The sequence below is a fragment of the Paludibaculum fermentans genome (genome assembly GCF_051172195.1).
Taxonomy (GTDB): domain Bacteria; phylum Acidobacteriota; class Terriglobia; order Bryobacterales; family Bryobacteraceae; genus Paludibaculum; species Paludibaculum fermentans_A.
The window spans coordinates 134,084-157,192 of sequence record NZ_JBPJAQ010000001.1 but is presented as its reverse complement, the minus strand read 5'-3'; the positions used below and the strand labels follow the sequence as shown (position 1 = coordinate 157,192).

The window sequence follows — 23,109 nt, the reverse complement described above, 5'->3', positions numbered from 1 at the left end:
GTCATGCGAATCGCTTCCGGACGTGGTGAGGAATTCCAGAGGAGAATGATGGGGATGGTGGCATGCGGTTAGAGCGAGAGGGGAGCGGACGGCTCCAGGTGGCCTCATGACGCGTGTTTTCGACCTGGCCATTGTGGCCATTTACCTGGCCTTTATGGCGGGATTGGGGTTGTGGTTCTCGAGGCGCCAGACCTCGACTGAGAACTACTTTGTAGCAAAGCGCTCTGTGCCTTCGTGGGCCATGGGCATGAGCATGCTGGCCACGATGGTTTCGAGCGTGACTTTCGTCGCCTACCCTGGATCCTCCTATGCGAAGGACTGGTCCCTGCTGGTGCCCGGCTTCCTGTTGCTGGCTTTGCTGCCGGTGATCGGCCGGATCATCATCCCGTTCTATCGGGAAGAGGTCGGGATGAGCGCCTATGAATATTTCCAGCGGCGCTTTGGCCGGCCCGCGCGGATCTATGCGGCGGTGGCTTTTTCGCTGGCGCATTTCAGCAAAATGGGCTTCGTGCTCTACCTGATGGCGTTGACGATCGCCAGCATGACGGGGTGGGACATCGTCACCGTCATCTGCGTGGTCGCCGTGGTTATGGTGTTCTACACCGTGATCGGCGGCATCGAGGCGGTGGTCTGGTCGGACGTTGTGCAAGGGTTTGTGATGTGGGCGGGCATCGCCGTGGCGCTAGGTTACCTGCTGTTCCTGCCGCCCGGCGGACCCGCCGCCGTTTTCGCAGTCGCCGCAAAGAGCGGAAAATTCGCACTGGGCAGCCCGGATTTCGACTTCACGCGGCCCACCGTGCCGGTGGCGATCCTGTATGGGCTGTTCTGGTACGGCCAGCGCTATGTGGCCGACCAGACCATGGTGCAGCGCTACCTGTTGGCCAAATCCGATCGCGGGGCGATGAGGGGCGTGGCCATGGGGGCGCTGCTATGCGTGCCTGTGTGGGCCTTCTTCATGCTGATTGGCACGTGCGTCTGGTCGTTCTTCCGGCTGACGGGCGAGACGATCCCGAAGACGATCCAGAAGGCCGATCAGATGTTCCCCTACTTTCTGAGCGCACATATGCCGCCTGGTGTGATGGGGTTGCTGCTGGCCGCGCTGACCGGAGCGGCGATGACCATGCTCGCCAGCGACCTCAATACACTGGCGATGGTCCTGGTGGAGGATTTTTACCGGTCCGCACGGCCCGCGGCCACGGACAAAGAGCGCCTCAAAGTAGCCCGATTGCTGGTGGTGGCCGTTGGCCTGTTGAATGTTGTGACAGCGATTATCCTGGTCCAGACGAAAGGCAGCGCGCTGTCCATGTGGTTCGCGGTGTCCGCCATCGCCTCCGGCGGATTGGCCGGGCTCTTCTTCCTCGCCTTCCTCAGCCGCCGTGCGACCCGCCGCAGCGCCTGGGTGGGCATCGCCTGCAGTTCCGTTTTCACCGTTTGGGCGGTCCTCACCAAAGGAGCGGCTCCGCTGGTGAATCTCGCGCCGCTGAACTATCCCGGCGACGACCTGACGATTGGAGCGGCGGGGAACATCATCCTGTTTGTGACCGGCCTGGCGGCCAGCCTGCTGGACCGGCCAGCCGAGGCGGGCGCAAAGGGCACTGTCTGGCATTGGCTTGCGTCGAGGCAGGCCTCGGTGGAGAAAGGCTCTCATGCATAGAAGAAACTTCCTGTTCGGCTGCGCTGCCAGCCTGATGGCGGCCGAGGATGGCCCACTGCCGATCCAGGTGGGATCGCAGGTGGCCGCGGGCTTCTACTCCGGCGAAGCTTACGACAAGCCCTTTCTGTATCCCATCAGGACGGTCTCGGGCAAAGTGCTGTCGAGGGGCTGGCCGCTGGAACCGAACGAAGGCGATAGCAAGGACCATGCCTGGCACCGCGGATTCTGGTACGGCCACGGCAGCATCAACGGAGCGGACTTCTGGCGGGAGCAGGGCCGGGACAAGACCGCCCGCCTGATCAACAAGGCCCAGCCGCTCGTGCGCAAAGGGATCGTCGCGGTTGCTCTTTCGATGACCCCTCCCTCGGGCAAGGCAATGGGCGAGATGCGCCAGGAGTTCCACTTTGCCGACAAAGGCAGCCTGCGCACCATCGACGCGGAGATCACAATCCTGGCCGACTGCGGCGTGGACCTCGTATTTGGCGATAGCGACGATGGCGGTTTCGCCTTCCGCCTGAACGAGTCGTTCCGAGAGGACCGCGGCGCGCGGCTGCGCAACTCAGACGCTCTCACGGGCACGAAAGAGATCTGGGGCAAGCCCGCGAGATGGGTGGACTACTCGGCTGTGGTGGAGGGCGGCCAGGCTGGGGTGGCTTTGTTCGACCACCCGTCGAACCTGCGGCATCCCACGCGTTGGCATGCGCGAGGATATGGCCTGAACGCGGCCAATCCCTTCGCGCTGAAGAGTTTCACCAAGGATCCGAACGCCGACGGCGGTTATACGCTGCCGGCCGGCCAGAGATTGGTGCTGCGCTACAGGGCTGTTGTCTATGAGGGTGCGCCCGACATTGCCAAGCTCTATGACGAATTTGCGCGGCGCTGAGCACGCAACGAAAGACTCCGCCCGCGTCTTTCCAGCGCGAGCGGAGCCATATTAGCCGGCGCCGCGCAGTTCAGTCCGCGGTGACACTCCTGTCGCGCCGACTGCGGCGGACGAGGGTACAGAGGCGCAGTCCGGCCGCGATGAGGGTGCAGGTGGCCGGTTCGGGTACGGCATCCACGCGGGCGAACAGGCCGTCGGCCTCATCGTTCAACCCGGCGGTCAGGTAGAGCGAATTCGCGCTGCCGCCCTGCTTTCCGTTCCCGAAGGTGAGTCCCCACAGACCGTTGTTCACCAGGGGATTGCTGCCAAGGTCGGCCAGTGTGCCGACCAGGGTTCCGTTGAGGTCGAACGCGTTGATCCTTCCGTCTCCAAAGTTACCGACCAGCAGTTTGCCGCCGAGCCCGCCGAACCCTGCCGGGGCGATGGCAAGCCCCCAGGGAGAATTCAGGGCGCCTTGAGTGATCACACGTTGCAGGAAGTTACCATCGAGGTCGAATTTCGAAACGAAACCGTTGCCCGGGCCGGCTTCGTCATCCCCGCCTACGCCAACTTTGGCGTATGTCACATAGAGGGCCCCACCGATGTTCTGAATGTTGAAGGGAGCGAAGCCGGCGGGGAGATTCGGGTCGGAAAAGGATCCGGAAGGAGAGGGGCCCCCTCCGTTGGTGAAGGCTGCTATGGTGCCATTGGCGAAGTCTGCCGCGTAGAGCGTGACGACCCCTCCATTCGTCCCGATCGCCAGGCCTTTGAACTCGGCGCCCGAGCCCGTGGCGTCCACGAGAGTTTCCGCGTTTGTGCCAAGCCCGCCTCGCCAACCGGCGATCCTGCCGTCCTCCGTTGCGAAGATGAAGGCGTCACCATTGAAAGCGCCCGCTGTGCCGTTAAAGACCAGTCCCGTGGGGGTGCCATTCCCGGGGATTGTCACTTCCAAGCCGATTTTCGTCGCTCCTCCGTTGTAGAGGGTGCTGAGTCCGGTGCCGTTGTCAGAAATCCAGAACGGGCTGGTGGGGCTCATTGCTATGCCCCAGGGGTTTTTCAGATTGGCGTCCGTGATAACCGCCAGGGCTGGGATATTGGACACAAGGTTCGTTTGCGTGAAACCAGCGATGGGACTGGCCAGCAGCGCGGGCCCGGCGAAGCTCCCGGCTGCGAACGTAATCATCAGCAATCGAGTCGTCATGAAAGCCCTCCGTATTTTTCTTTGGACAATGCAGCCGGCGATAGGGAACGACTCGAACTGCCAGGGATCAGAGGGGTGCCGGAGTTTCCAATACGGCCGGAGATCCGGGCTCAACCGTTCGTTACGCCGAATTGAGACAACTTGACGATCCGGGTAGGATCTTACCCTGGAGCCTCGGTTCGCGCGGCCCTGTCTTTCGGGCAGAGCGAGAGAGGCCGGCCCTGCCGGAAAACCTCCAGCCGCCACCCCCCTGGTGTAAGCGGCCGACCATGCGAGGGTTAGTGGGGAAGTGCGAATTCACACCCGAATCGAGCCATCCACGGAGCGGGAGCGAACGATAGCGGAGAAGCGGCGAAGCGGTCAAGCGGATGGTGGGGCGGGTGGAACGAAACCTGAGTGGTGAGCGCACCCTGGCAAAACTGGGCCAGGGTGCGCCTGAGGAGATGTCTATTTTGCGGGACGGGGGCGAGGAGTGGCATCGGCCTGCGTCAGGCCCATCGTCCACTTCACCGCTTCCAGCCACATCTGGCGAACGTCCGGCCGATCCCAGGATTCGGGAGTGTGGCCGAAGGTGGAATAGAAGACCCGGCCCTTGCCGTAGTTCTTGATCCAGGCCACCGCGAAGTCCTTGTCGGTCCGCTTGACGGCCGGCTTGGCCAGGTCGAGCTTGTTCTCATCCAGGCGCAGCAGTACGCGGCACTTGTCACGGGAGAAGTTTTTCACCTGGTAGATCTCATCGAGTGTCGCGAACTCCTTCGGGAAGTGGCGCACCATGGGGTTGGAAGGATCCTCGACGATGACAGGCGCCTGGAACGTGTTCCAGGGATGACCGTCGAAGTAGCCGCCGATCATCTCGCCATATTCCGGCCAGTCGTAGAAACTGTCCGGCGCGGAGTGTATGCCGATGAAGCCCTTGCCGTCGTCCCGGACAAAGGAGAGGATTGCGGACTTCTGCTCGTCGGTGAGTTGGAAGTTGCCGGTGGTGTAAAAGGCGACGGCGTCGAAATAGTCGAGGTTTTTGGCGTTGCCGGGCAATTTCTGCTTGGTCAGCAGGTAGGTGTCGCTCTTGAAGTAGGTATCCCAGAGGGTGGACTCGCGACCAAGATTCCAGAGAGTCGCCATGGCCTGCGACGTTGAGTCGTGCTGAAAGCCCTGGCGTTCACCAACCGTGTTGTTGGCTCCGATGACGAGGAGTCTCTTCTTGCGGGCCTGGGCCTGGAGGGTATGATTGACGGGGGCGCACAAGCCCAAAGCGATCAGGCAAATGGATGCGATTCGAAGGGTTTTCATGAGGGGAGAGGCTCCGTTTCCGGGCCATCATATCATTGGCCTGGCGATCTGGATCGCCTTCGCATCCGCATGTTGTGCGCAGGGCGCCAATGAAGCCCAGGCGCTGAATAAAGCCGGCGGGGCATTCCTGTACAGCGGCGAGTATGAGAAAGCGCTGGATGCGTTTGGCAAGGCCCGCATCCTGTTTCACGAGCGCGGGGCAACGCAGCAGGAGGCGGTCTCGTGGGTCAACATTGGCGCGGTCCACTTCTACCGCGGCCGCTATGTCGAGGCCTGGGACGTCTACAATCGCGCCGCGGCGATGGCGGAGGAGCGCGCCCGTGAACCCTGGGCGCCGGACGTACTGCAATTCGTCGACGTGAACCGCGCCGCGCTGCTGCAGAAGCTGGGTAAGGACCACGATGCCCTGGAGATCTACCTGAAGCTGCGCCGCGCGGGCCAGAAACAGGAACCGGCCGAGGAGGCGCGGGTCCTGGCGAACCTTGGTGCGCTCTACCGCCGGTTGGGCGATCCCTATAAGGCGCTGGAAACGGAGCGGGCCTCGATGGTCCTGTTCCGCCAAGTGCGGGACATTGACGGGCAGCTGGGCGCCATGAAGAACATCGCCATTGCGCAGGCCATGGATTTCCAGGACTATGCCGCGGCCCGCACGGGCTTCACCGCCGCCCTCGCCTTGGCACAGGGCAGTGGTAACCAGAGGGAAGAGATGCAGTGCGAACTCTACCTGGGCGAGGCGCTGTTCCGCTCCGGAGATGAAGCCGGAGCCCGGCTGAGGTGGCGCAGTGTGCTGGAAAAGGCGCGCAGCCTCAAGTTGCCCGAAGAGGAGTGGAAAGCGCTCTACGGGCTGGGCCGGGTGGAGCATGACCGGTCGCACTGGCAGGCCGCCGCGGCGGTCATTGAATCGACGCGCGCCGACCTGCGCCGGGCGGAGCTGCGCGGCGGCTTCCTGGCCGACAAGCGTGATGTGTTCGATGCCCTGATCGAGAGTTCGTCCACAGACGCCGAGCGTCTGGACTGGCTGGAGCGTTCCCGCGGGCGTAGCGCGCTGCCCCTGCTGCAATTGCGGCAAAAGGTGCCCGCGGATTCGGCCCTCCTGGTTTACTGGGTGGGCCGAAAGCAGGCCGGCGTGCTGAAGATCACGGCGGCGGGCAGCGAGTGGAGCGCGGTGCGCATCCCGGCGCGTGCGGCACAGGACGTGGTGCCTGCGTTGGCCGGAGTCCGCCGCCTCATCCTGGTGCCGGATGGAACCTTGGCCGGCATCGCATTCGATGCCCTGGCCTGGGCCGATGGGACGAAGGTGGTGGAACGCTACGAGACCTGGAGCCTGCCTTCCTCCACCTTTCTGCCGGCTACCGCCCGGAATGCCCGGGCGCGCTGGCCGTGGGAGGCGCAACTCCTGGGTGTGGGCGATCCGGAGGTCAGGACGGCGTTGCCGGGCGACCCGGACTGGGTCCATCTGCCGCGGGCCGCGGCGGAACTGGTCATGGTGGCGAAGCAGCTGAATGGACAGTCCGACCTGCGGGTGAAGAGCGAGGCTCGCAAGCAGGCCTTGAATGAGGCGCGCGATTTCCGGGTGATCCACCTAGCTACGCACGCGGCCGCTGATTTCGAGAATCCGGCGCGCTCGCGCATTCTTTTCTCGGGGCCGGAGTATCTATACCTGAGAGATGTAGCCAAGCTGGACCTGCGCGGGGTTGAACTGGTGACGCTCTCCGCCTGCGAAACTGAGGCCGGCGCGGCGGCCCGTGGAGATTCGCCCATGAGCCTGTCCCGCGCTTTCCTGGAAGCGGGTGCCGGGAGCGTGGTGGGCTCGTTGTGGGCGGTGCGCGATGCGGCCGCGGACGATTTCATGCGGAGGTTCTACCGCGAGTTGGGCAATGGAACGCCGCGCGGCGAGGCACTGCGCACGGCCAAGCTCGAAATGATCCGGAATGGTGCGCCGGTGGAGGACTGGGCCGCCTTCGTCCTGTCTGGAGACGGACTTAGCCCGCTCACGCCTTACTGGTCGTGGAGTGTATTGCTGGCCGGCGGCGCCGCCGTGCTGGTGGCCGCCGGCCTGGTTCTTAGTTCGAAGCGGGCGAAGAAGGGATAACCGGCTGGATTGTGCCGGCATTGCGATCACCAGCGATCCCCATGATCCTTACGGGCGCGCTGGGTTGGATTCGCAACGTGGCCCCGGCTGGTACGGTGAGGCCCGGGAAGATTTCTTCCATATCTTTCAATAGCTGTTCGCGTGGCAGCAGGGTTGCGTTCGACGCGGCCAGGCCCAGGCCATCCGGGCCGGCCAATTCCAGCCGGACAGCGATTGCGTCCTGGGACGGGTTCTGGAGGGCAACTCCCTGAAAAGCGCCCGAATCCGAGCCCGCCGCAGCCAAAGCGAGGGTGGCGGAATCGAAGGCGCGCGGTGCGAATAACGGCTTTGCCGCGCTGAGGTTGTCGAAGAGGCTGGGCGAGGTGTCGATGCCGCTGAGGGAGGTGTAAAAGCGTTTTTCAGACTGATCCGGGTTGATGACTTCCAGGTAGCGCAGATCCAGGCTGAAGGCGTTTTCCGCGCTGACGCGGAGTTCGTTCGAGGAGACGTACTGCACCCGCAGAGCATCGGTCGCGTAATTCGTAAGGCCGGGGGCGCTATAGGCCACCACCTGGCTCTGCGGAGTGAAGCCGCTGCCCGTGATCTTCACGAATTCGCCGGGTTGGATCGTTCCGCCGCCCGGGAAGACGTCATCGATGGACAGGGACCCGTCCACGGCCACTGTTCCGGCCTTGTTGCTCTCGATCGTCCAGGGTGTCCCATCCGGCTGGTAAAACTCGGAATTCGCCCCGACTGAGAAGAGTGTCGTGGTCCCGGCGGGCAGGCCTGCCCGCAACTTCACCGAGATGGAGAAGATGGGGTACCACGGCATCTTACCCAGGTTCCCAGTGGGCGAGGCGGCCTCGACGATCAGTACATTACCTTTTCGTACGGCAATGCCGGTAGCCTCGACGTTCTCGCTGTAAGCGCCGACAGACATGATCTGGTCGACCACCTGCTCGTCGAACTCGAGGTAAAGTTTCGTGCGGATGATGGGTTTGGGCTCAGTCAGTGTGATGCGAACCTGGGCGACGCCACCCGGCGGCGCTGCTTCGCTCGACACTTCCAGCCAAAGGCCCTTATATCGTCCGCCGTAGTATCCGGAGTAGTCGCCGGCTGATAACAGTCCCAGCCCGGCTGTGAGGAAAACCAACACCAGTTTCATGCGATCTGCCCTCTGACACGCACACGTGCGTTTCGAACAGGATAGCTTACTTGCCGATGGTGGAAGGAAGGACTTTAAACCGCTCGGAGGCGGACTCTGCAATCACCCCACCTGAGGCAGTAAGTGCCTTGACCCGCCAAAGCAGTGCTTTGCGCGGAAGCATGAAGCGTTGGATGTCCGGCGCAGAATTTAGTTTCGTCTGATTTGTCCGGCACGTCCAAAGCGGCGTTCCGTCCACTTCGGTGATCTGAAACTCGTAGGCGCTGGCCTTGTCGACCGGATCCCACTGAAAGAATGCGGGTTCGGTTTCGACATCCCCGGAGGGCGATTGCAGGTGGACCTGGGCGGAGCGGACGACGCTGGAGCCCGAATCGGGCGGCCGTAGTCCGGGGCCGGCCATGCGGCGCAGTTGCAGGGATCCGGCCACAATCAGCAGGATCGCAGCGAGGCTGAAGGCCCAGCGGGGCAAAGGCGAGGGGCCGAGCCAGGCGAACCAGTTGCGTTTCGGCGCCTGCTTCTTGAGACGGGACTCGATCCACTCCAGGTCAGCCTTTTCCTCCATCCGGACGTCGGCAGCCAGGAACTCCCGATAGGAGGCGGCCACATGGCTGCAGGCGGGGCAGGCCTCCACGTGAGCCGCGAACTGATCCGCCCGTCCTTCGATAAAGGCTTCAATTTCAGTTGGTTCCAGGCAGTGGCCGGGGGCGCGGAGCGCTTCGTTATCGTTCATGCTGCGACCTCCAGCGGCGCGCTGCTTCGGACAGTTTTCGGCGGGCGCTGACTATGTAAGCCTTGGCCCCGCTTGGATTGGTGAGTCCCATGGCCCGGGTGATGGCTTCCAGCGGGATCTCTTCCAGGAAGTGCATGACAAACACACGTTGTTCGGTCTTGTCGAGGGAATCCCGAATCCAAGTCCTGGCCAGTTCGAGCTGCGATTCCTGGGTGAGACGATCCTCGATGGAAGGACCGGAAGGAGCAGCCAGGCTGAGCAGCAGTTCTTCGCCGCCGGACTCGGGCCGGCTGGCCTTGCTCTTGATGGCGTTGAGGCAATGATTGCGACAGACAGTAAAGAGCCAGGTGGTGAATTTCGAGTTGCCCTGGAAGGTTTCGAGGCGCCTGAAGGTGTTGGCCATGACCTCTTGCGATAGGTCGAGGGCCTCCTCGCGGTTGGCGGAATACCGCAGACACCAGAGGACGACGCGGCGCTGATGCCGGGAGAAAAGTTCGTGCAGCCAAGGATTTGACGGGTCCGGAGGGCCGGACTCCAGCGCCCGAGCCACCAGCTCTTCGTCGCTGAATTCGTTCATGCGGCGTTGTATCTTTCCGAAACGCCTGGATGCCCGCTTCCGTCATACAACGGTTAAGACAGCGCTTGAGGCTCGCGGGAACAAATCCGTGCGACCTTGCTGCAGGCGATCTTCCAGAGATCATGATAACGGACGAGGGGGTCATTCGGCAGTTGAGGATGTGGCCCCCGGGATTCTACAATGCAAGATGGACGAGCACGGCCCGCAACAATGGCGGGTGTGCGTCCGAATTCGAAGTTCTGGCGTCTAATAGCGAGGGAGAGAACCTATGGCACTGCGCCCGTTAAACGACCGAGTGCTGGCAAAGCGCGTAGAGGAAGGCGAAGCGCAGGTGGGCGGTATAATCATTCCGGACAGCGCGAAGGAGAAGCCGCAGCGGGGTGAGGTTGTATCCGTCGGCAATGGTAAGTTGCTGCAGAATGGGCAGCGTTGCGGTCTCGAAGTGAAATCCGGTGACCTCATTCTCTTCGGCAAGTACTCCGGTTCGGATGTAAAGATTGATGGAGTCGAGTACCTGATTCTACGCGAGGACGAAATTCTGGCGGTGCTCGGCTAGAGCTGGGCCCCTCAAAGTAAGTTTAAGGAGTTTGAAGATTCTCATGATTGCGATCCGCTGGAAACGTCTCGCCGGTCTGGCTGCTCTGATGCTCTGCGCCACCTTGGCTGCTTCGGCTCAGGTGAAGGTCGCGGCTGTCAACCTGCAAAAGGCTCTGGCCGACACGGCCGAAATCAAGCAGGCTGAAGCCGATCTGAAGGCCAAATTCGGGCCTCGCCAGGATGAATTGGCGAACCTCGAAAAGGAAGTCGCCAAGCTGAGCCAGGACTACGAAGCCAATCAGGCCAAGTACAACGAATCCGCCCTGGCCGACATGGCCGCCAAGATTCAATTGAAGCAGCGCCAGTTGCAGCGCAACAGCGAAGGCCTCCAAAACGAAGTCAATCGCGAGCGGCAGGACATTCTGCAGCGGGTTGGCCAGCGGCTGCAGGAAGTCGTCAAGAAGGTGTCTGAAGAGAAGGGCTTCGATCTTGTGGTCGATGGCGCGAACCTCCTCTATTTCAAGCCGACACTGGACATCTCCGCCGACGTCACCGCCGCCTACGACAAAGCGTATCCGTCGAAGAAGTAGTGTAGGACAGGAGGACCCGCATCATGGCCGGGTATCTGGACAGCTACGGAGTCTCCGATTCGAAGCGCGAACGTGGAGTGAAGCGCGTCGTTATCGCCGCCGTGGCTGTCGTCCTTCTTTCATTGGCCGGATATTTCTTTCTGCACGACTTCCAGGAGAAGCGGCAGATCTCGAAGTTTCTCGACCTGTTGAAGGACAAGAAGTACGAAGACGCTTATCGTCTGTGGGGTTGCGACCCGGCTAAGCCGTGTCGTGACTATAACTTGCAGAAATTCCTCGAGGACTGGGGACCGAAAAGCGCGCATGCCGATATCACTGTGGCGAGCATTCGCCGCACGCGATCGTGCGATGGCGGCGTAATTCAGATTCTCCAGTTTCCGAAGGAAGAAGTCCTGCTGTACGTCGACCGGAAGGACCGGAACCTGAGTTTCAGTCCGTTTGAGTACTGCGTCGACGCTACCGGGCGCAACACAAAATTCCTGGACATCTTCTTCAAGTAACGAGGCCGCAGCAGTGCCGGGCGGCGGGTGAACCGTGGCGGGTCTGTGCACTCGCCCAAGTGGTAGCATGAGGCATGCTTTTGCCTTCGACCGGTTCAGCTAACGGAATGGCGCCGGTGATGGTGGGCGCTGGATTGATCTACGCGGGCGTCTGGATAGTCCTCCAGCCCGCCGGCGCCTGGCGCCTGATGCAGGGTCTGGTGGAAGGCATCCAGCGATTCGAGAGCAGTCTGCGCGGCTCGCCCTGGTGGCAAGCAAACCCGGATACTTTGCCAGATCACCCGCCGGCGGGCGCAGCGTTTCGCATCGCGGGCGCCGTAGTCGCGACACTCGGGGTTGTCTCGCTGGCCGGTGGATTGAGCCAGTGGGCGTGACGCCATCCGCGTTCGGGAATGGGAGACAATCCTGCCGCAATACATGTTGGTAGAGCCTTCGGCCGCATTCCAGGCCCTGATGGCCGGCGACGAGCAGGCAATGGAGCTCGACGCGGCCGCTGTGGAACTGGCTTCGATCCATACCGGACCCTGCGACCCGGCCCCGGTGCTGCGCCTGCTGGACGAATGGGCCGGACAGATTGACCAGATGCTGATGCCGGGCGCGGGTGGGGCTCACTTCCTCAGTGCGGTCAACCGGGTTCTATTTGATGGAGTAGGCCTGCGTGGTGATCACGAGGACTACTATGCGGCGGAGAACAGCTGCCTGCCCCTCGTGATCGAGCGGCGGAAGGGGTTGCCCATCACGCTTTCGGTCATCTACCTGGAAATCGCCCGCCGGCTGTTGAGGCCGGTCTACGGGGTCGCTCTACCTGCGCACTTCGTGTGCCAGTACAACGATGGCCTGGTGCGGGTCTACGTCGATGTGTTCGATCAGGGCCGGCTGCTGACGGAAGAGGACTGTGTCGAGAAGATACGGGAACTCACCGCCCGGCCCGGCCAGAAGGTGGAATTGCAGTTCACGCCGTGCGACAAGCGGTCGATTGTGGCCCGGATGCTGCGTAATTTGTGGGGCTCCTACCGCCGAGCCGGAGACAACCCAAGAGCGGGCCTCGTGGAGAGCTGGCTGCGATTCGTTACGCCGTGATGGTGGTTCCCACGGAATGAATCCCGCCATTGCATCCAATTTCCAGCTAAAATCAGTACTCGGAGGAAATGAGTTTACCAGTTCACGAGCTTGAGGCACGTCTGCACCAGTTCAACAAGCTGATGCAGGAGTTGCTGAGAGGCCGCATCCAGCGCAACACCTTCCAGTCATGGGAGGTTGAGGTGCTATTGGACATCGAATCCTGCGAACTGCGTGATGCCAACCGCCGCGAAGTGCTGCGCCGCTACCAGAAGGCCGCCAACCGATATGTCGACCGAGGCGGGCGCACCCTGCTCAAGCTGTCCGAGTACCTGGAGAAGAAGCACCGCCAGCCTATTCCAGGGCGGGTGGAAGGCGCCACGGACTAAGTGTTCCGCCATCGCTCGCGGCTGGGCGGTCAAAAGCTCTCTTTGGGGACTTTGCCTTCCGAAACGTCGGCCACATCGTAGACGTAGATCGACCAACCGATGCGAGCCAGCGGCTGTCGCGCGCGCAGCCAGGTGTACCAGGCGCGTTCGTGATACACGCCCTCCAATAGAGTTACGCTGATGGCCGCAAAATGGCAGGGCGGCCGCTCACCGGCACGCAGGTGCATGTTCGCCGGGACCGCCCAACCCTGGAAGCGATAGTATTTCTCGTCGGCCGAGCCAAAATAGGCCAGGCAGACATCATTCCGCCCGCGTGCGTCAAGCCAGCGCCGGAGATTGCCCAGGTCCTGCCCCCAGTCGAGATTGGAGTCCAGCAGCAGCTTGGGGCCGTTCGCGGGTCCCCCCACCGCGGCATTGAAGAAAGCGATATCGTGCGGAGCGATATAGGCAGACTCGCATGCCAGAACGAGGCAGGCCGCACCCACCAGACCCGGAGCGGCCTGCCTGTAAAACTGAGCGGCGTGCCGCGCAATCAGGATGGCCGCCAACGCATATGTAAAGGGGAAGACCGGCAGCAGGTGGCGCACTCCGATATTGATCCCACTGGTCAGGCAAAGCGCCCAATAGATACACAGCGGAATCGCCATCACGAGCAGGTCACGACTGAACCGTCGAAATAGCGGCAGCGCCAGCAGGCACAGTAGCAGTGTGCCCAGCGGAGTCTTCACGGCGAAGACGAAGGGGAAGTAATCCCAGGAGCCGTGCTGGCGTACGGTCCCCCGCATGTAGGAGGGATGGCCGCTTTTCTGGTGCAGCGCCATCTCATTCAGGCCAAGGAAGAAGGGATGCGCCGGCAGGTGCAGATAGCGTCCGCCCACGCGCAGGGCATAGCCGATCGCGGTGTCTTTCTTGACAACTTCGTTGAGCCTGGGGGCATGGCGCGACCGCCAGGTCTCCGGACCATAGCTGACAGCGACGACCACTGCGCTGAGCAGGATCAGGCCGGCCGACTGGAGCAGCACAGCACGCCAGGAAGTCCGGTGCAGCAGCCACAGCGCGGCGAATACCGGAAGTAGGAAGACGGCTGAGAATTTGGAGACCAGGGCTGCCCCCAGGGCGAGTCCGGCCCACAGAATATCCAGCACTCGATTGCGCCGCTGCATCCGGTCAAAGGCGATGACGGCCAGGAAGCACGTCAGGGTCGCGGCAAAGTCTGTGGTGACGTAGTGTCCATGCGCCGACAAGTTCGGGTCGAGGGTCACCAGGAATACGGCCAGCAGCGCTGCCCCCGGGCCGTAGCGGGCTCGCACCCAGAATGCCAGGGTTAGGGCCAGGACCAGGGTAAGGATGATCGTGACGAGGCGCGCAGGCAACAAGATCTGGTCCGGAGTCAGGTGCGGCTGACGATATAGCAACTCCCGCCCGACGGTGATGGCGTCCGCATCTTTCCAACCCTGCGTGTCCAGTTTCGGGTCGGGTTTCAGGAACAACAGCGGCAGTGCGTTCAGTATGCGGCCCAGCGGCGGGTGTTCGGGGTTCAGGCGGTAATCGCCGGTGAGCAGAATCGTATAGCCCGCGGAGAGGTGCAGGCCCTCGTCGAAGACCTGTGTCTCCTGGAGGGCCGCGGTGAACTGCCGGGCGAATTGCAGCGTGACGAGGACGAGCACACAGGCAAGCCAGGCGGCCCGCCTGTGCAGGAGCCTATTCCACACGCCGCGCGCCGGCTGAAGGCGTAAAGCGGTAAACAGCCGGGGTCAGATTCCATTTGGCATGGTAACGGGCGCTGATCTCTTTCTCGAATTGATCAACGCTTGGCGGTTCCACCAGGTTCACGGTGCAGCCGCCGAAGCCGCCGCCTGTCATGCGGGCGCCATAGACGCCGTCGATGGTAAGGGCTGTATCCACTAGGGAATCCAGCTCGACGCAGCTCACTTCGTAGTCGTGCTGCAAGCTGCGGTGGGACTCCACCATGAGCTTCCCCATCAGTGGCAGATCGTTGTTCTGAGCCGCCGCGAGGAAGTCTTCCACGCGCATATCTTCCAGGATGACGTGCCGTGCGCGGGCCAGCGGGATCTCCTCGATCCTGGACGCGGTGCGCTCCAGTTCGCCCAGGGTGACATCGCGTAGCGCCGGTTTGCCGGGGAAGTGCGAGAGCGCCTGATGGCATTCGGCCACCCGGTCACGATAGGCCGAGGAGCCCAATTCGTGCTTCACCATGGAGTTGACGACCACGATTTCCGCGCCTTCAGGGATGGGCGCCAGCTTGTGGGTATTGGACCGGCAATCGAGCATGATCGCCTTGTGCGCCTCGCCGAAGACAGAGGCGTATTGATCCATGATCCCGCAAGGCATGCCGACGAACTCGCGTTCGGCCCGCTGGCACAGTTGCGCCAGTTCCAGTTTGGAGATTTCGTTATCGCCCAGCAGGGCAAGGGCGCTGGAGACCTCCAATGCCGCGGAGGAACTCAGGCCGCTGCCTGTCGGAACGGAAGAATCAATCGCCAGCTGCATCGGTTTCAATTCGAAACCGAGCGCCAGGATCTGCTTGGCCACTCCCAGGACGTAATCCGCCCAGGTGCCCGTCTTTGACATGCCCGCGATCGAATCGATCGGGTAAGCCAGGTCACCCGCGAACTGCTTTGAGGTCAACCGGATCTCTTTTTTACGGATCGAGGAAGCCCGGACATCGCAGCCCACCGCGATGGCGATAGGCATGACGAAGCCTGCGTTGTAATCCGTATGTTCACCGATGAGGTTGACGCGCCCTGGGGCGTGATAATGCTTTATGCGCGGCGCGCGAGCCACAGAAAGATGCCTCCAAATGCGATGGAAAAAACTCCGAAATGCAGATTCAGGTTGGAGTCCAGCAATGGCGCGTTGAAGTTCGCCATCAGCCCCGTCCCCGTCAGCAGCAGGCCAAGAAGCCCGAAGAAGTAGCCGGCCGGTTTTCTCAGATCCAGCATGGTTATCCCTTTAGAAGAATACGAAGTTCAGCGCAATGCAAATCACGCTGGCCACAATTGCCAGGGTTGCGGGACGACGATACCATTCCGCTTCCTCAGTCTGGCGGGGTGTCACGCTGTACACGAGGCCCACCAGTTCGGAATCCGGCTTGGCCTTGGTGGCGAGGCTGACAATCGTTGTCACCACCAGGCAGCAGCAGAAAGCGGAGATCGCCACCCAGAAATTCTGGGCCATGGACGAGGGGAAGTGATACTGGACGCTCAGCCATCCGCCCTTGCCCTCGGCTTCCGTTATGCCGTAGGTGACGGCGGCGGCCGCGGTTCCACTCACCAGGCCCGCAAATGCTCCATGTCCGGTGGACCGCTTCCAGAACATACCCAACAGGAACGTAGCGAACAGCGGTGCGTTCACGAAACCGAAGATGAGCTGCAGGAAGTCCATCATGTTGTTGAAGGACTGTGCCATGTAGGCCGCGCCGATCGAAAGGCCTGTGCCGAAGATGGTCGCCATGCGGCCCATCCACAGGTAGTGCTCGTCGGGGGCATGTTTCCGGATGTAGCTCTGATAGATGTCGTAGGTCCACACCGTGTTGAAGGCGGTTACATTTCCGGCCATGCCGCTCATGAAAGAGGCCACCAGGGCCGTGAGTCCGACACCCAGCATGCCGCTGGGGTAGAACTGCGACATCAGGCTGAACAGGACCTTGTCGTAGTCGGGATTGCCGTTCTTGAGAGGCAGCGCGTAGCCGACGCTCATCGAGGCGAGAGCCGCGGCGGCGATGCCTGGCACGATCACCACGAACGGGATGAACATCTTCGGGAATGCGCCGACGATGGGCGTATTGCGCGCATCCGTCATGTTGCGTGCCGCCATCGCGCGCTGCACCACCAGGTAGTTCGTGCACCAGTAGCCGAAGCTCAGAACGAACCCAAGGCCCATGATCAGGCCGATGATCTCCACACCCATCGGATTGTCGCCAGCCGCGGCGATGTGCTGCCACGACTGCGTCATCTTCGGGCTGAGGCGCGAAGCAATACCGTCCCAGCCGCCGGCCCTGTTCACTGACAGGATGGCCAGCGGAGCGAATCCGGCGACGATGAGGAAGAACTGAAGCACCTCATTGTAGATTGCGCTCGAGAGGCCGCCCAGGTAGGTGTAGGCCAGGACGATGCCTGCCGAGGCAAGCACCGAGAACGTGAAGCTCCAGCCGAAGATCGCCTGCAGCAGGATGCCCAGCGCGTACATCGAAATGCCCGAGCTGAAGATCGTCATGATGGCGAACGTAATGGCATTAAAGCCGCGGGTTTTCTCATCGAAGCGGAGTTTTAGGTACTCCGGCACGCTGCGCGCTTTACTGCCGTAGTAGAACGGCATCATGAAAACGCCGACGAACAGCATGGCTGGGATAGCGCCCACCCAGTAGAAGTGCGACGTCATCATGCCGTACTTTGCGCCCGAGCCGCACATGCCGATCATCTCCAGCGCGCCCATGTTGGCGGCCAGGAATGCCAGAGAGGTAATCCAGAGCGGCAGCGAGTGACCGCTGGTCAGAAAGTCCGAACTGGATTTGACGTTCTTTCGAAGGAACCAGCCGATACCCAGGACGAACCCGAAGTACAGCGTCAAGACGACGTAGTCAATAAGGTGTAGGGTCATGGTGCGCGAACCGAAACAACATCATATACTGCCGGACCCTGTCAGCGTAGCCTGCTCCGGAGCTTCGGGTCCGATTTCGGGCACAAAGAGAGCCCGGTGTATCGAAAACTTCAACAGCAGTTGCTCAGCTCGTGCTCACGGCTTCAACTCGAAGATCTCAAGGATCCGGCCATCCAATGCAATCGCTTCCATTCGGAGGGAGCCCGGCGCTGCCACCAGCCGGACATAATGCTCAGTGCTCTCCACCTTCACCGTCGTACCCTCGATGGGCGCATCCACCGGGTACAGCGGAGCACCGCCGCCACCGGTGACGACATAGTGCACTCCCTGATTCAAATGGTGCTGGTAGTTGTGATCGTGACCGCTGAAGACCACCGATACCTTGTTTCGTTCGAAGACGGGTACCATCGCCTTCACCGGAGTGTCCCCGGCCTGCCGGGACTTCATCGCTGTGAACGGTGGGTGGTGCATGACCACCACGCGGAACTCCGCTTTCCGCGCTTTGGCCAGGTCCTCGTCCAGCCAGCGCAATTGCTCAGACCAGAAGGCCTCCCGGGCCTGGGCACTCAGCGCAGCGTTCCCTAAATCAGAATTCAGGAGGACAAAGTGGACGCCACCCCAGTCCAGCGAGTAGTACGGCGTGCCCACATCGAAGAATTCGTAGAAACGGCGGCTGTTCCGCTCGTGATTGCCCAGCACCGGATAGAATGCCGTCTTGCTGAGCATCGTCCGTTCGATATCGAAGAACCGCGGCCATTGCTCTGTATCCAGCCCGTCCGTCACCAGATCGCCGGTATGGAAGACCAGGTCCGGATTCGCCTTCTCGATGGCGCCCGCAATCTTGCGGTGCAGGTCGTGGCGGGTCCGCGTATCCCCAAATACCACAGCTTCGAATGCGGCCGGCTTCGCTGGAGCGGTCTTGAACGACCCGCGCAGCCCACCTGGAATGGTGTAGTTCACCGTCTCGCCGGCCTTCAATCCGGTCATCGTGACCTTCTCAGAACGGAGGACCGGAACCAGGCGGGTTTCCCCGACCTTCACGTCACCCGACTGGACCACCCAGCCGATTGTGGCGCTCTTCCCCGTCACATTGACGGCAAACGGACCGCCGACGATCTTGTCTTCCGCGAAGAGGGGTGTATGAGGAATGCCGGGCAGGCACAAGAAGAGGGCGGACAGGGCAGTCTGTTTGAGCATGACTGCCCTGTATCGTATTACACGGCTAGAGGGTGAGGGTGACTTTTGAAAGTCCCCGCGGTTGATCCGGGTCCAGTCCCTTCACTGCCGACAAAGAGGCGGCGAAGATCTGGGCGGGAATGATGTAGGGAATCGGAGTCAGCAGATCTTCCGGCAGCGCTGGTCCGTTCTTGCCGGGTTTGAAGGCAAGTTTCGCCGGGATGCGCAGGGCGGATTTCGGCGCTTCTCCGTTCGACTTGTCGGTAAGAACGAGCGTTTCGGCATGCAGTCCGCTCAGCTTGGCGATCATCTCGTTCATCACGGGCCAGGTCGGTCCAGGGGGCGCCAGGACAAACGCCGGAAACGACGGTTCGACCATCGCGATGGGCCCATGGAGGATGTCGGCCTGGGAGAAGCGCTCGGCAATGATGTAGCAGGTCTCCATCAACTTGAGCGCCCACTCAAACGCGTTCGCGTAGTTCAAGCCACGCCCGATCACGACGGCGTGCCGGGCGTACTTATACTTCTCGGCCCGCGCCGCCACTTCCTTCTCCAATGTAAGCGCCTTGGCCGCCAAATCCGGCAGCAGGCGTAGATCGTCGATCCGGATCTTCGCCCCCAGCGCGTACGCCAGCAGGTAGAACGACAGCAGTTGGCCGGTGTATGTCTTGGTCGCCGCGACGCTCTTCTCCCGTCCCGCGCGAACCAACACCGCGTGATCGGCGATCCGGGCCAAGGTGCTGTCGGGCTCGTTGGTGATGCCGATGGTGAATGCGCCCTGCTTCTTCGCCTCTTCGAGGACTACATTCGTGTCGGTGGATTCGCCCGATTGCGAGACAGCGGCGAGCAGGGCGCCTTCCATCCGCAGGTTGGCATGATAGAGCGTCGAGACCGATGGAGCGGCCAGCGAAACCGGAATTCCGGTTGTCACTTCAATCAGATAGCGCCCAAATTGGGCTGCGTTGTCGGAAGTCCCACGGGCTGCCAGGACAACCAGGCGAGGCCGCTCCTTCTCGAAGCGGGCGCGCAGGCGTTCAAATCCGCGCAGCTCCGCTTTCAGTGTCCGTTCGAGCGCCGTGGGCTGCTCACGGATCTCAGCCAGCATTTTCGACATGGAGGGGGGAGTCTACTCCTTGATCTTCAGTTTGTCTGCGTTATCGGCCATGAATGACTTGATCTGGTCGCCGGATGCAAGCAGGCGTTCCCACTGTTCCTTGTACAGCGTGACGGGAAAACGGCCCAGGCCGTAGACCGAAACGGCTCCCTTTTCACTCACCTTGAAGCTGACACCCGCATTGCGGGCCTTCTTCAACGATGCATTCTCCGCCTTCAACTTCTCCAGTTCAGCGGCCAGTTCCTCAGGGGATTTCGCAGTTCCTTCGCTCATTAACCGTCTCCTTCCTTTGTCCGCACATGCGGTTCAGAGCCAAGCATAGTCTATTCTTGATCGGACAGCATCCGGTGGGCTGCTGTCAATTGGCGGTTGGTTCGAGAACCGTCCGCGGCCGGGTCTCTGAACCCACCCAGACTTGGGGGGCAGGGAACTCCGATGGCGGCAGGTTTACCAGCCTGGGGTGAACGGTCAGCAGCAACTGTGTCCGCTCCATCGACTTGTCGTTCGAACGGAACGGCGGCAGCACGGAGATGACCGGGATGCCGCTCCAGCTCTGAGTCAGCGTCTCGCGCACCAGTCCTGCAATCACAGCAGTTTCCGAGTACTTCAGCCGCGTCTTGGTCGAGAATTTACGCTCGGAGATAACCGGTATGTCGTTGACGGCCGAGCCGGCCAGCGACTTGAACTCTGCCTCGATTTCCAGTGTCACGCTCTCTGTGCCATGCAGGTGCGGTGTCACCTTGAGCACGATGCCCAGGTCCTCGAAGTTAATGCTCGGTGCTGTGCCATAGCCGCCGGTGGTGGAACCCGTGGCCGCACCCGAGTACATGCTGGTGATGATCGGGTAGCGGTCCCCCACGTGCAATTGCGCCGCTTGCCCATCCAGGCCGAGCAGTTCCGCCTTCATCAGCGAATTCGTCTGGCCGCGCGACATGCTGGCGAATAAACTGGCGCCGACCAGGCCCATCGCGACGCGGCTTCGCCCTCCGCCGAAGGTTGCGTAGGGGCTGGAGGTCGAACTGTAGGCCGGCGTGTAGCCGATGGGCGACAGATCGCCCACGAAGGTAAACGGGAAGCTGGAGGGCAATGTCATGCCGTAGTTCAGCGATGAATCCTGGTTGACGGAAATCAGCTCTATTTCCGTCACGATCTGGCCGCGATGCAGCATGAGTTCCTGGAAGACCTGAATGGCCGGTTGCAGCCGCGACACACGGTCCCGGAACAGGACGAGCCGGCGGCCGTTGTCGATGCCCATCTTCGTCATATCAAACGTGGATTGCACCGCGCGCGCGGCTTCCTGCACTTCCTGCGGGCTCAGCGGCTCAGGGAAGGGAATAATCACGGAGATGACGGGTTCGATCTCAGTTCGCTTCTGCGTCGTATCCTTGGCCACCAGCGCGACTTTGGGGCTGATGGGCACCACGAACGAACTGGTTACATTCTCCAGATCGTGGATGGCCTCCTGCCAGCCGATGTTCTCCACCCGGAACAGGACCGGCGGACCCGCCTGGTAGTCCGAATCGAACACAACATTCAACCCGTAGGCGCTAAACACCTGTTCAAACAGCCGCTTGGCGTCGCCGCGCAAGTTGAAGCTCTTCAGGGCGGAACTGCCAGCGAGGGTCGGGAGCGGGCGGATCTGCCGCGCTTCCCGAATTTCACTCTCGGTGATCTCCGGGAACGTGATGCCTTCCGGAGCGCCGGACGCCCCGGCGTCCTTAGCGGCGCCGCCAGACGGCTGGCCCTCCGCTTCCTGAACCGCAGCCGAGGCGACGCCTGGTGCGGCGGCCACGGGCAGCGGGTCCAGTCCGACTTTTAGATTGGGCAGCGCCCTGCTGCGCACCGCCTGTGCGAAATTCCAATACTCAGGCTTTTGCGGATCGGCGGCAACCGCCTGGGAAGCAAGGAGATAGGCGGCCGCATAGTCGCGCTTGGACTCAGCTTTGCGAGCCTTTTTGTAGAGCGAGGAAGCACTCTCGCCGGCGATCCCGACCGAGCACAGACAGAACGCGAGCGCGTAGATGCGAAGAGACAGCAATACACCAGGATTGACGCTCTGCCCTGGCAGGACGTGCAGACTGATTCGTCCCTGGTTCGGCTAAACTCCCGTCAAGATTCTGCCGATAGACCACTGCCATGACTTCCCTGGTCGGTCCTCGCGCCAATTATGCCCCGCCTGTCCCCCAGAACCTGCAGGACCTGGGCATCTCCCAATCCCTGGTGATCGACCTCGTGGTCAGACGCACCATGCTCGAAGGCTTCAGCACGCTGGAGAGCCTCAGCCGCGCCCTCCGCCTATCCCTGCCGATCATCGACCAGGCGTTTCGTCAGCTGCGCCAGCAGCAGATTATCGAAGTCAAAGGAATGGTGGGCAACGATTACTCGTTCGTGCTCACGCAGGCAGGCAAGCAACTGGCTTCCGACCGCTTCCAGATCTCGCAGTATGCCGGCGCCTGTCCAGTCGCGCTGCGCGACTATCACGCCGCCACCAAGCGCCAGGCGGCGAAGGTCAACATCGACCGCCGCGCATTGCGCGCCGCTTTCTCAGACCTTGTGGTGCCAGACCGGTTGCTGGATCAACTGGGCCCCGCGCTGATCTCGCAAAACTCCATCTTCCTCTACGGTCCTTCCGGTAACGGCAAGACCTCGATCGCCGAGCGCATGCTGCGCGTCTACCAGGACGCCGTCCTGATCCCTTACGCGGTGGAAGTCGACAACCAGATCCTCAGTCTGTACGACCCCGTAGTGCACACTCGGCTGGAACTCGACGATCCGGACATTGACCCTCGCTGGGTGCTCTGCAAGCGACCCTGCATCGTCGTCGGCGGCGAACTGATTCCGTCGATGTTGGAATTGCGGCTGGATGAGGCATCCGGCATTTACGCCGCGCCGCTGCAGATGAAGGCGAATAACGGCATCTTCATCATTGACGACTTTGGACGCCAGTTGATGAGCCCGCGCGACCTGCTCAACCGGTGGATCGTGCCTCTCGATCGCCGCGTCGACTACCTGACCCTTCGCTACGGTGTTAAGTTCCAGATTCCATTCGAGTTGATGGTTGTCTTCTCAACGAACTTGGACCCCTCGGACCTGGCCGATGAAGCCTTCCTGCGCCGTATTCAGAACAAGATCGAAGTCGAACCGGTGGCGCCGCAAGTCTTCGACATGATCTTCCAGCGGGTCGTCTCCACCAAGAATGTCCCGGCCGAATACGATAGCTGCGAGTATCTCCGCAAGCTTTGCCTGGCCGGCGGGCGAACCGAGCTACGAGCCTGCTATCCGCTCGACATCATCAACATCATCGGTTCCATCAGCCAGTACGAGAACCGGCCGCTGCAGGTCACCAAGCCGGACATCGAACGCGCTGTGTATCTCTACTTCGCCCGCAGTTAGCCCTGCGGCCACAGCTTGAATCAACTCAGAACCGGGCGGCGGGACGCCGTGTTGGCAGTCCGCCGCCCGACCTGCATCAGGGCAGGCGGGACGGGTCCGGCCCCGCGTGAATTGATTCATATCAAAACTGTGAGTTGTGTGTATTCGGGGTGCCGCCGCACCATCCGGTCAATCCGCACTG

General features: G+C 61.7%; 23 protein-coding genes. 10 read left to right on the top strand and 13 right to left on the bottom strand.

The genetic code is table 11. The features are described from left to right. The first annotated feature begins 106 nt into the window (after positions 1 to 106). Together ACR9Y2_RS00650 and ACR9Y2_RS00645 are read left to right on the top strand one after the other, a co-directional pair. Positions 107 to 1,654, top strand: coding sequence for a sodium:solute symporter (locus ACR9Y2_RS00650; RefSeq protein WP_435039088.1), 1,548 nt, complete (start codon positions 107 to 109; stop codon positions 1,652 to 1,654). Continuing rightward, complete coding sequence (locus ACR9Y2_RS00645) at positions 1,647 to 2,537, top strand: PmoA family protein (RefSeq protein ID WP_435039087.1); 891 nt, start codon at positions 1,647 to 1,649, stop codon at positions 2,535 to 2,537. The genes ACR9Y2_RS00650 and ACR9Y2_RS00645 overlap by 8 nt, the downstream gene beginning before the upstream one ends. 70 nt (positions 2,538 to 2,607) lie before the next feature. On the opposite strand, the gene ACR9Y2_RS00640 is transcribed toward ACR9Y2_RS00645, so the two are convergent. Next, positions 2,608 to 3,717, bottom strand: a complete 1,110-nt coding sequence (locus ACR9Y2_RS00640) for a TIGR03118 family protein (RefSeq protein ID WP_435039086.1) — start codon at positions 3,715 to 3,717, stop codon at positions 2,608 to 2,610. Positions 3,718 to 4,164: 447 nt separating this feature from the next. Continuing rightward, complete coding sequence (locus ACR9Y2_RS00635; protein WP_435039085.1) at positions 4,165 to 5,007, bottom strand: ThuA domain-containing protein; 843 nt, start codon at positions 5,005 to 5,007, stop codon at positions 4,165 to 4,167. Between ACR9Y2_RS00635 and ACR9Y2_RS00630 the strand changes: the two genes are divergently transcribed. Then, positions 5,006 to 7,099 (top strand): CHAT domain-containing protein, encoded by a 2,094-nt coding sequence (locus ACR9Y2_RS00630; RefSeq protein ID WP_435039084.1) that lies wholly within the window; start codon positions 5,006 to 5,008, stop codon positions 7,097 to 7,099. The two genes, ACR9Y2_RS00635 and ACR9Y2_RS00630, sit on opposite strands and share 2 nt — an antisense overlap. Here the strand turns inward: ACR9Y2_RS00630 and ACR9Y2_RS00625 are convergent. The 3 genes from ACR9Y2_RS00625 to ACR9Y2_RS00615 are packed head-to-tail and all read right to left on the bottom strand — an operon-like array spanning position 7,071 to position 9,550. Beyond that, positions 7,071 to 8,243, bottom strand: coding sequence for a hypothetical protein (locus ACR9Y2_RS00625; protein WP_435039083.1), 1,173 nt, complete (start codon positions 8,241 to 8,243; stop codon positions 7,071 to 7,073). The two genes, ACR9Y2_RS00630 and ACR9Y2_RS00625, sit on opposite strands and share 29 nt — an antisense overlap. Before the next feature lie 46 nt (positions 8,244 to 8,289). Beyond that, complete coding sequence (locus tag ACR9Y2_RS00620; RefSeq protein ID WP_435039082.1) at positions 8,290 to 8,973, bottom strand: hypothetical protein; 684 nt, start codon at positions 8,971 to 8,973, stop codon at positions 8,290 to 8,292. Further along, positions 8,963 to 9,550 carry an RNA polymerase sigma factor gene (locus tag ACR9Y2_RS00615; protein WP_435039081.1) on the bottom strand — a complete coding sequence of 196 codons (588 nt, stop codon included), beginning with the start codon at positions 9,548 to 9,550 and terminating at the stop codon, positions 8,963 to 8,965. The genes ACR9Y2_RS00620 and ACR9Y2_RS00615 overlap by 11 nt, the downstream gene beginning before the upstream one ends. A gap of 268 nt (positions 9,551 to 9,818) precedes the next feature. Here ACR9Y2_RS00615 and groES point away from each other — a divergent pair, with 268 nt between their 5' ends. The 6 genes from groES (at position 9,819) to ACR9Y2_RS00585 (ending at position 12,625) form a co-directional block, all read left to right on the top strand. Continuing rightward, on the top strand, positions 9,819 to 10,106 hold the full coding sequence (groES, locus tag ACR9Y2_RS00610) for a co-chaperone GroES (RefSeq protein ID WP_435039080.1): 288 nt from the start codon (positions 9,819 to 9,821) through the stop codon (positions 10,104 to 10,106). A 43-nt stretch (positions 10,107 to 10,149) separates the two neighbouring features. Continuing rightward, entirely contained in the window at positions 10,150 to 10,677 is a 528-nt protein-coding gene (locus ACR9Y2_RS00605) for an OmpH family outer membrane protein (protein WP_435039079.1), read from the top strand. 23 nt (positions 10,678 to 10,700) lie between these two features. Continuing rightward, positions 10,701 to 11,177, top strand: coding sequence for a hypothetical protein (locus tag ACR9Y2_RS00600; protein ID WP_435039078.1), 477 nt, complete (start codon positions 10,701 to 10,703; stop codon positions 11,175 to 11,177). Positions 11,178 to 11,251: 74 nt separating this feature from the next. Then, positions 11,252 to 11,551: a hypothetical protein gene (locus ACR9Y2_RS00595; protein ID WP_435039077.1), complete on the top strand. Its 300-nt coding sequence runs from the start codon at positions 11,252 to 11,254 to the stop codon at positions 11,549 to 11,551. Between the two features lie 43 nt (positions 11,552 to 11,594). Then, complete coding sequence (locus tag ACR9Y2_RS00590; protein ID WP_435039076.1) at positions 11,595 to 12,257, top strand: transglutaminase family protein; 663 nt, start codon at positions 11,595 to 11,597, stop codon at positions 12,255 to 12,257. 68 nt (positions 12,258 to 12,325) lie between these two features. Continuing rightward, a complete protein-coding gene (locus tag ACR9Y2_RS00585) occupies positions 12,326 to 12,625 on the top strand; it encodes a hypothetical protein (RefSeq protein WP_435039075.1) in 300 nt (99 codons plus the stop codon). A gap of 29 nt (positions 12,626 to 12,654) precedes the next feature. Here the strand turns inward: ACR9Y2_RS00585 and ACR9Y2_RS00580 are convergent, their stop codons facing one another. The 8 genes from ACR9Y2_RS00580 to ACR9Y2_RS00545 form a co-directional block, all read right to left on the bottom strand. Further along, positions 12,655 to 14,337: an ArnT family glycosyltransferase gene (locus tag ACR9Y2_RS00580; protein WP_435039074.1), complete on the bottom strand. Its 1,683-nt coding sequence runs from the start codon at positions 14,335 to 14,337 to the stop codon at positions 12,655 to 12,657. Beyond that, positions 14,327 to 15,430, bottom strand: a complete 1,104-nt coding sequence (gene galK, locus ACR9Y2_RS00575) for a galactokinase (protein ID WP_435039073.1) — start codon at positions 15,428 to 15,430, stop codon at positions 14,327 to 14,329. Before galK ends, ACR9Y2_RS00580 begins: the two co-directional genes overlap by 11 nt. Beyond that, positions 15,409 to 15,588: a hypothetical protein gene (locus ACR9Y2_RS00570; protein WP_435039072.1), complete on the bottom strand. Its 180-nt coding sequence runs from the start codon at positions 15,586 to 15,588 to the stop codon at positions 15,409 to 15,411. Before ACR9Y2_RS00570 ends, galK begins: the two co-directional genes overlap by 22 nt. Positions 15,589 to 15,598: 10 nt before the next feature. Then, entirely contained in the window at positions 15,599 to 17,245 is a 1,647-nt protein-coding gene (locus tag ACR9Y2_RS00565; protein ID WP_435039071.1) for a sodium:solute symporter family protein, read from the bottom strand. Between the two features lie 135 nt (positions 17,246 to 17,380). Beyond that, on the bottom strand, positions 17,381 to 18,442 hold the full coding sequence (locus tag ACR9Y2_RS00560) for a metallophosphoesterase family protein (RefSeq protein ID WP_435039070.1): 1,062 nt from the start codon (positions 18,440 to 18,442) through the stop codon (positions 17,381 to 17,383). A 25-nt stretch (positions 18,443 to 18,467) separates the two neighbouring features. Further along, positions 18,468 to 19,535, bottom strand: a complete 1,068-nt coding sequence (locus ACR9Y2_RS00555; protein ID WP_435039069.1) for an SIS domain-containing protein — start codon at positions 19,533 to 19,535, stop codon at positions 18,468 to 18,470. A gap of 12 nt (positions 19,536 to 19,547) precedes the next feature. Next, the gene (locus ACR9Y2_RS00550; RefSeq protein ID WP_435039068.1) at positions 19,548 to 19,808 is read right to left on the bottom strand and encodes a hypothetical protein; all 261 of its coding nucleotides are present in this window, start codon (positions 19,806 to 19,808) and stop codon (positions 19,548 to 19,550) included. An 85-nt stretch (positions 19,809 to 19,893) separates the two neighbouring features. Next, positions 19,894 to 21,573 carry a type II secretion system protein GspD gene (locus ACR9Y2_RS00545; protein ID WP_435039067.1) on the bottom strand — a complete coding sequence of 560 codons (1,680 nt, stop codon included), beginning with the start codon at positions 21,571 to 21,573 and terminating at the stop codon, positions 19,894 to 19,896. 98 nt (positions 21,574 to 21,671) lie between these two features. On the opposite strand from ACR9Y2_RS00545, the gene ACR9Y2_RS00540 reads away from it, so the two are divergent. Next, complete coding sequence (locus ACR9Y2_RS00540) at positions 21,672 to 22,928, top strand: AAA family ATPase (protein ID WP_435039066.1); 1,257 nt, start codon at positions 21,672 to 21,674, stop codon at positions 22,926 to 22,928. Positions 22,929 to 23,109 lie beyond the last annotated feature (181 nt).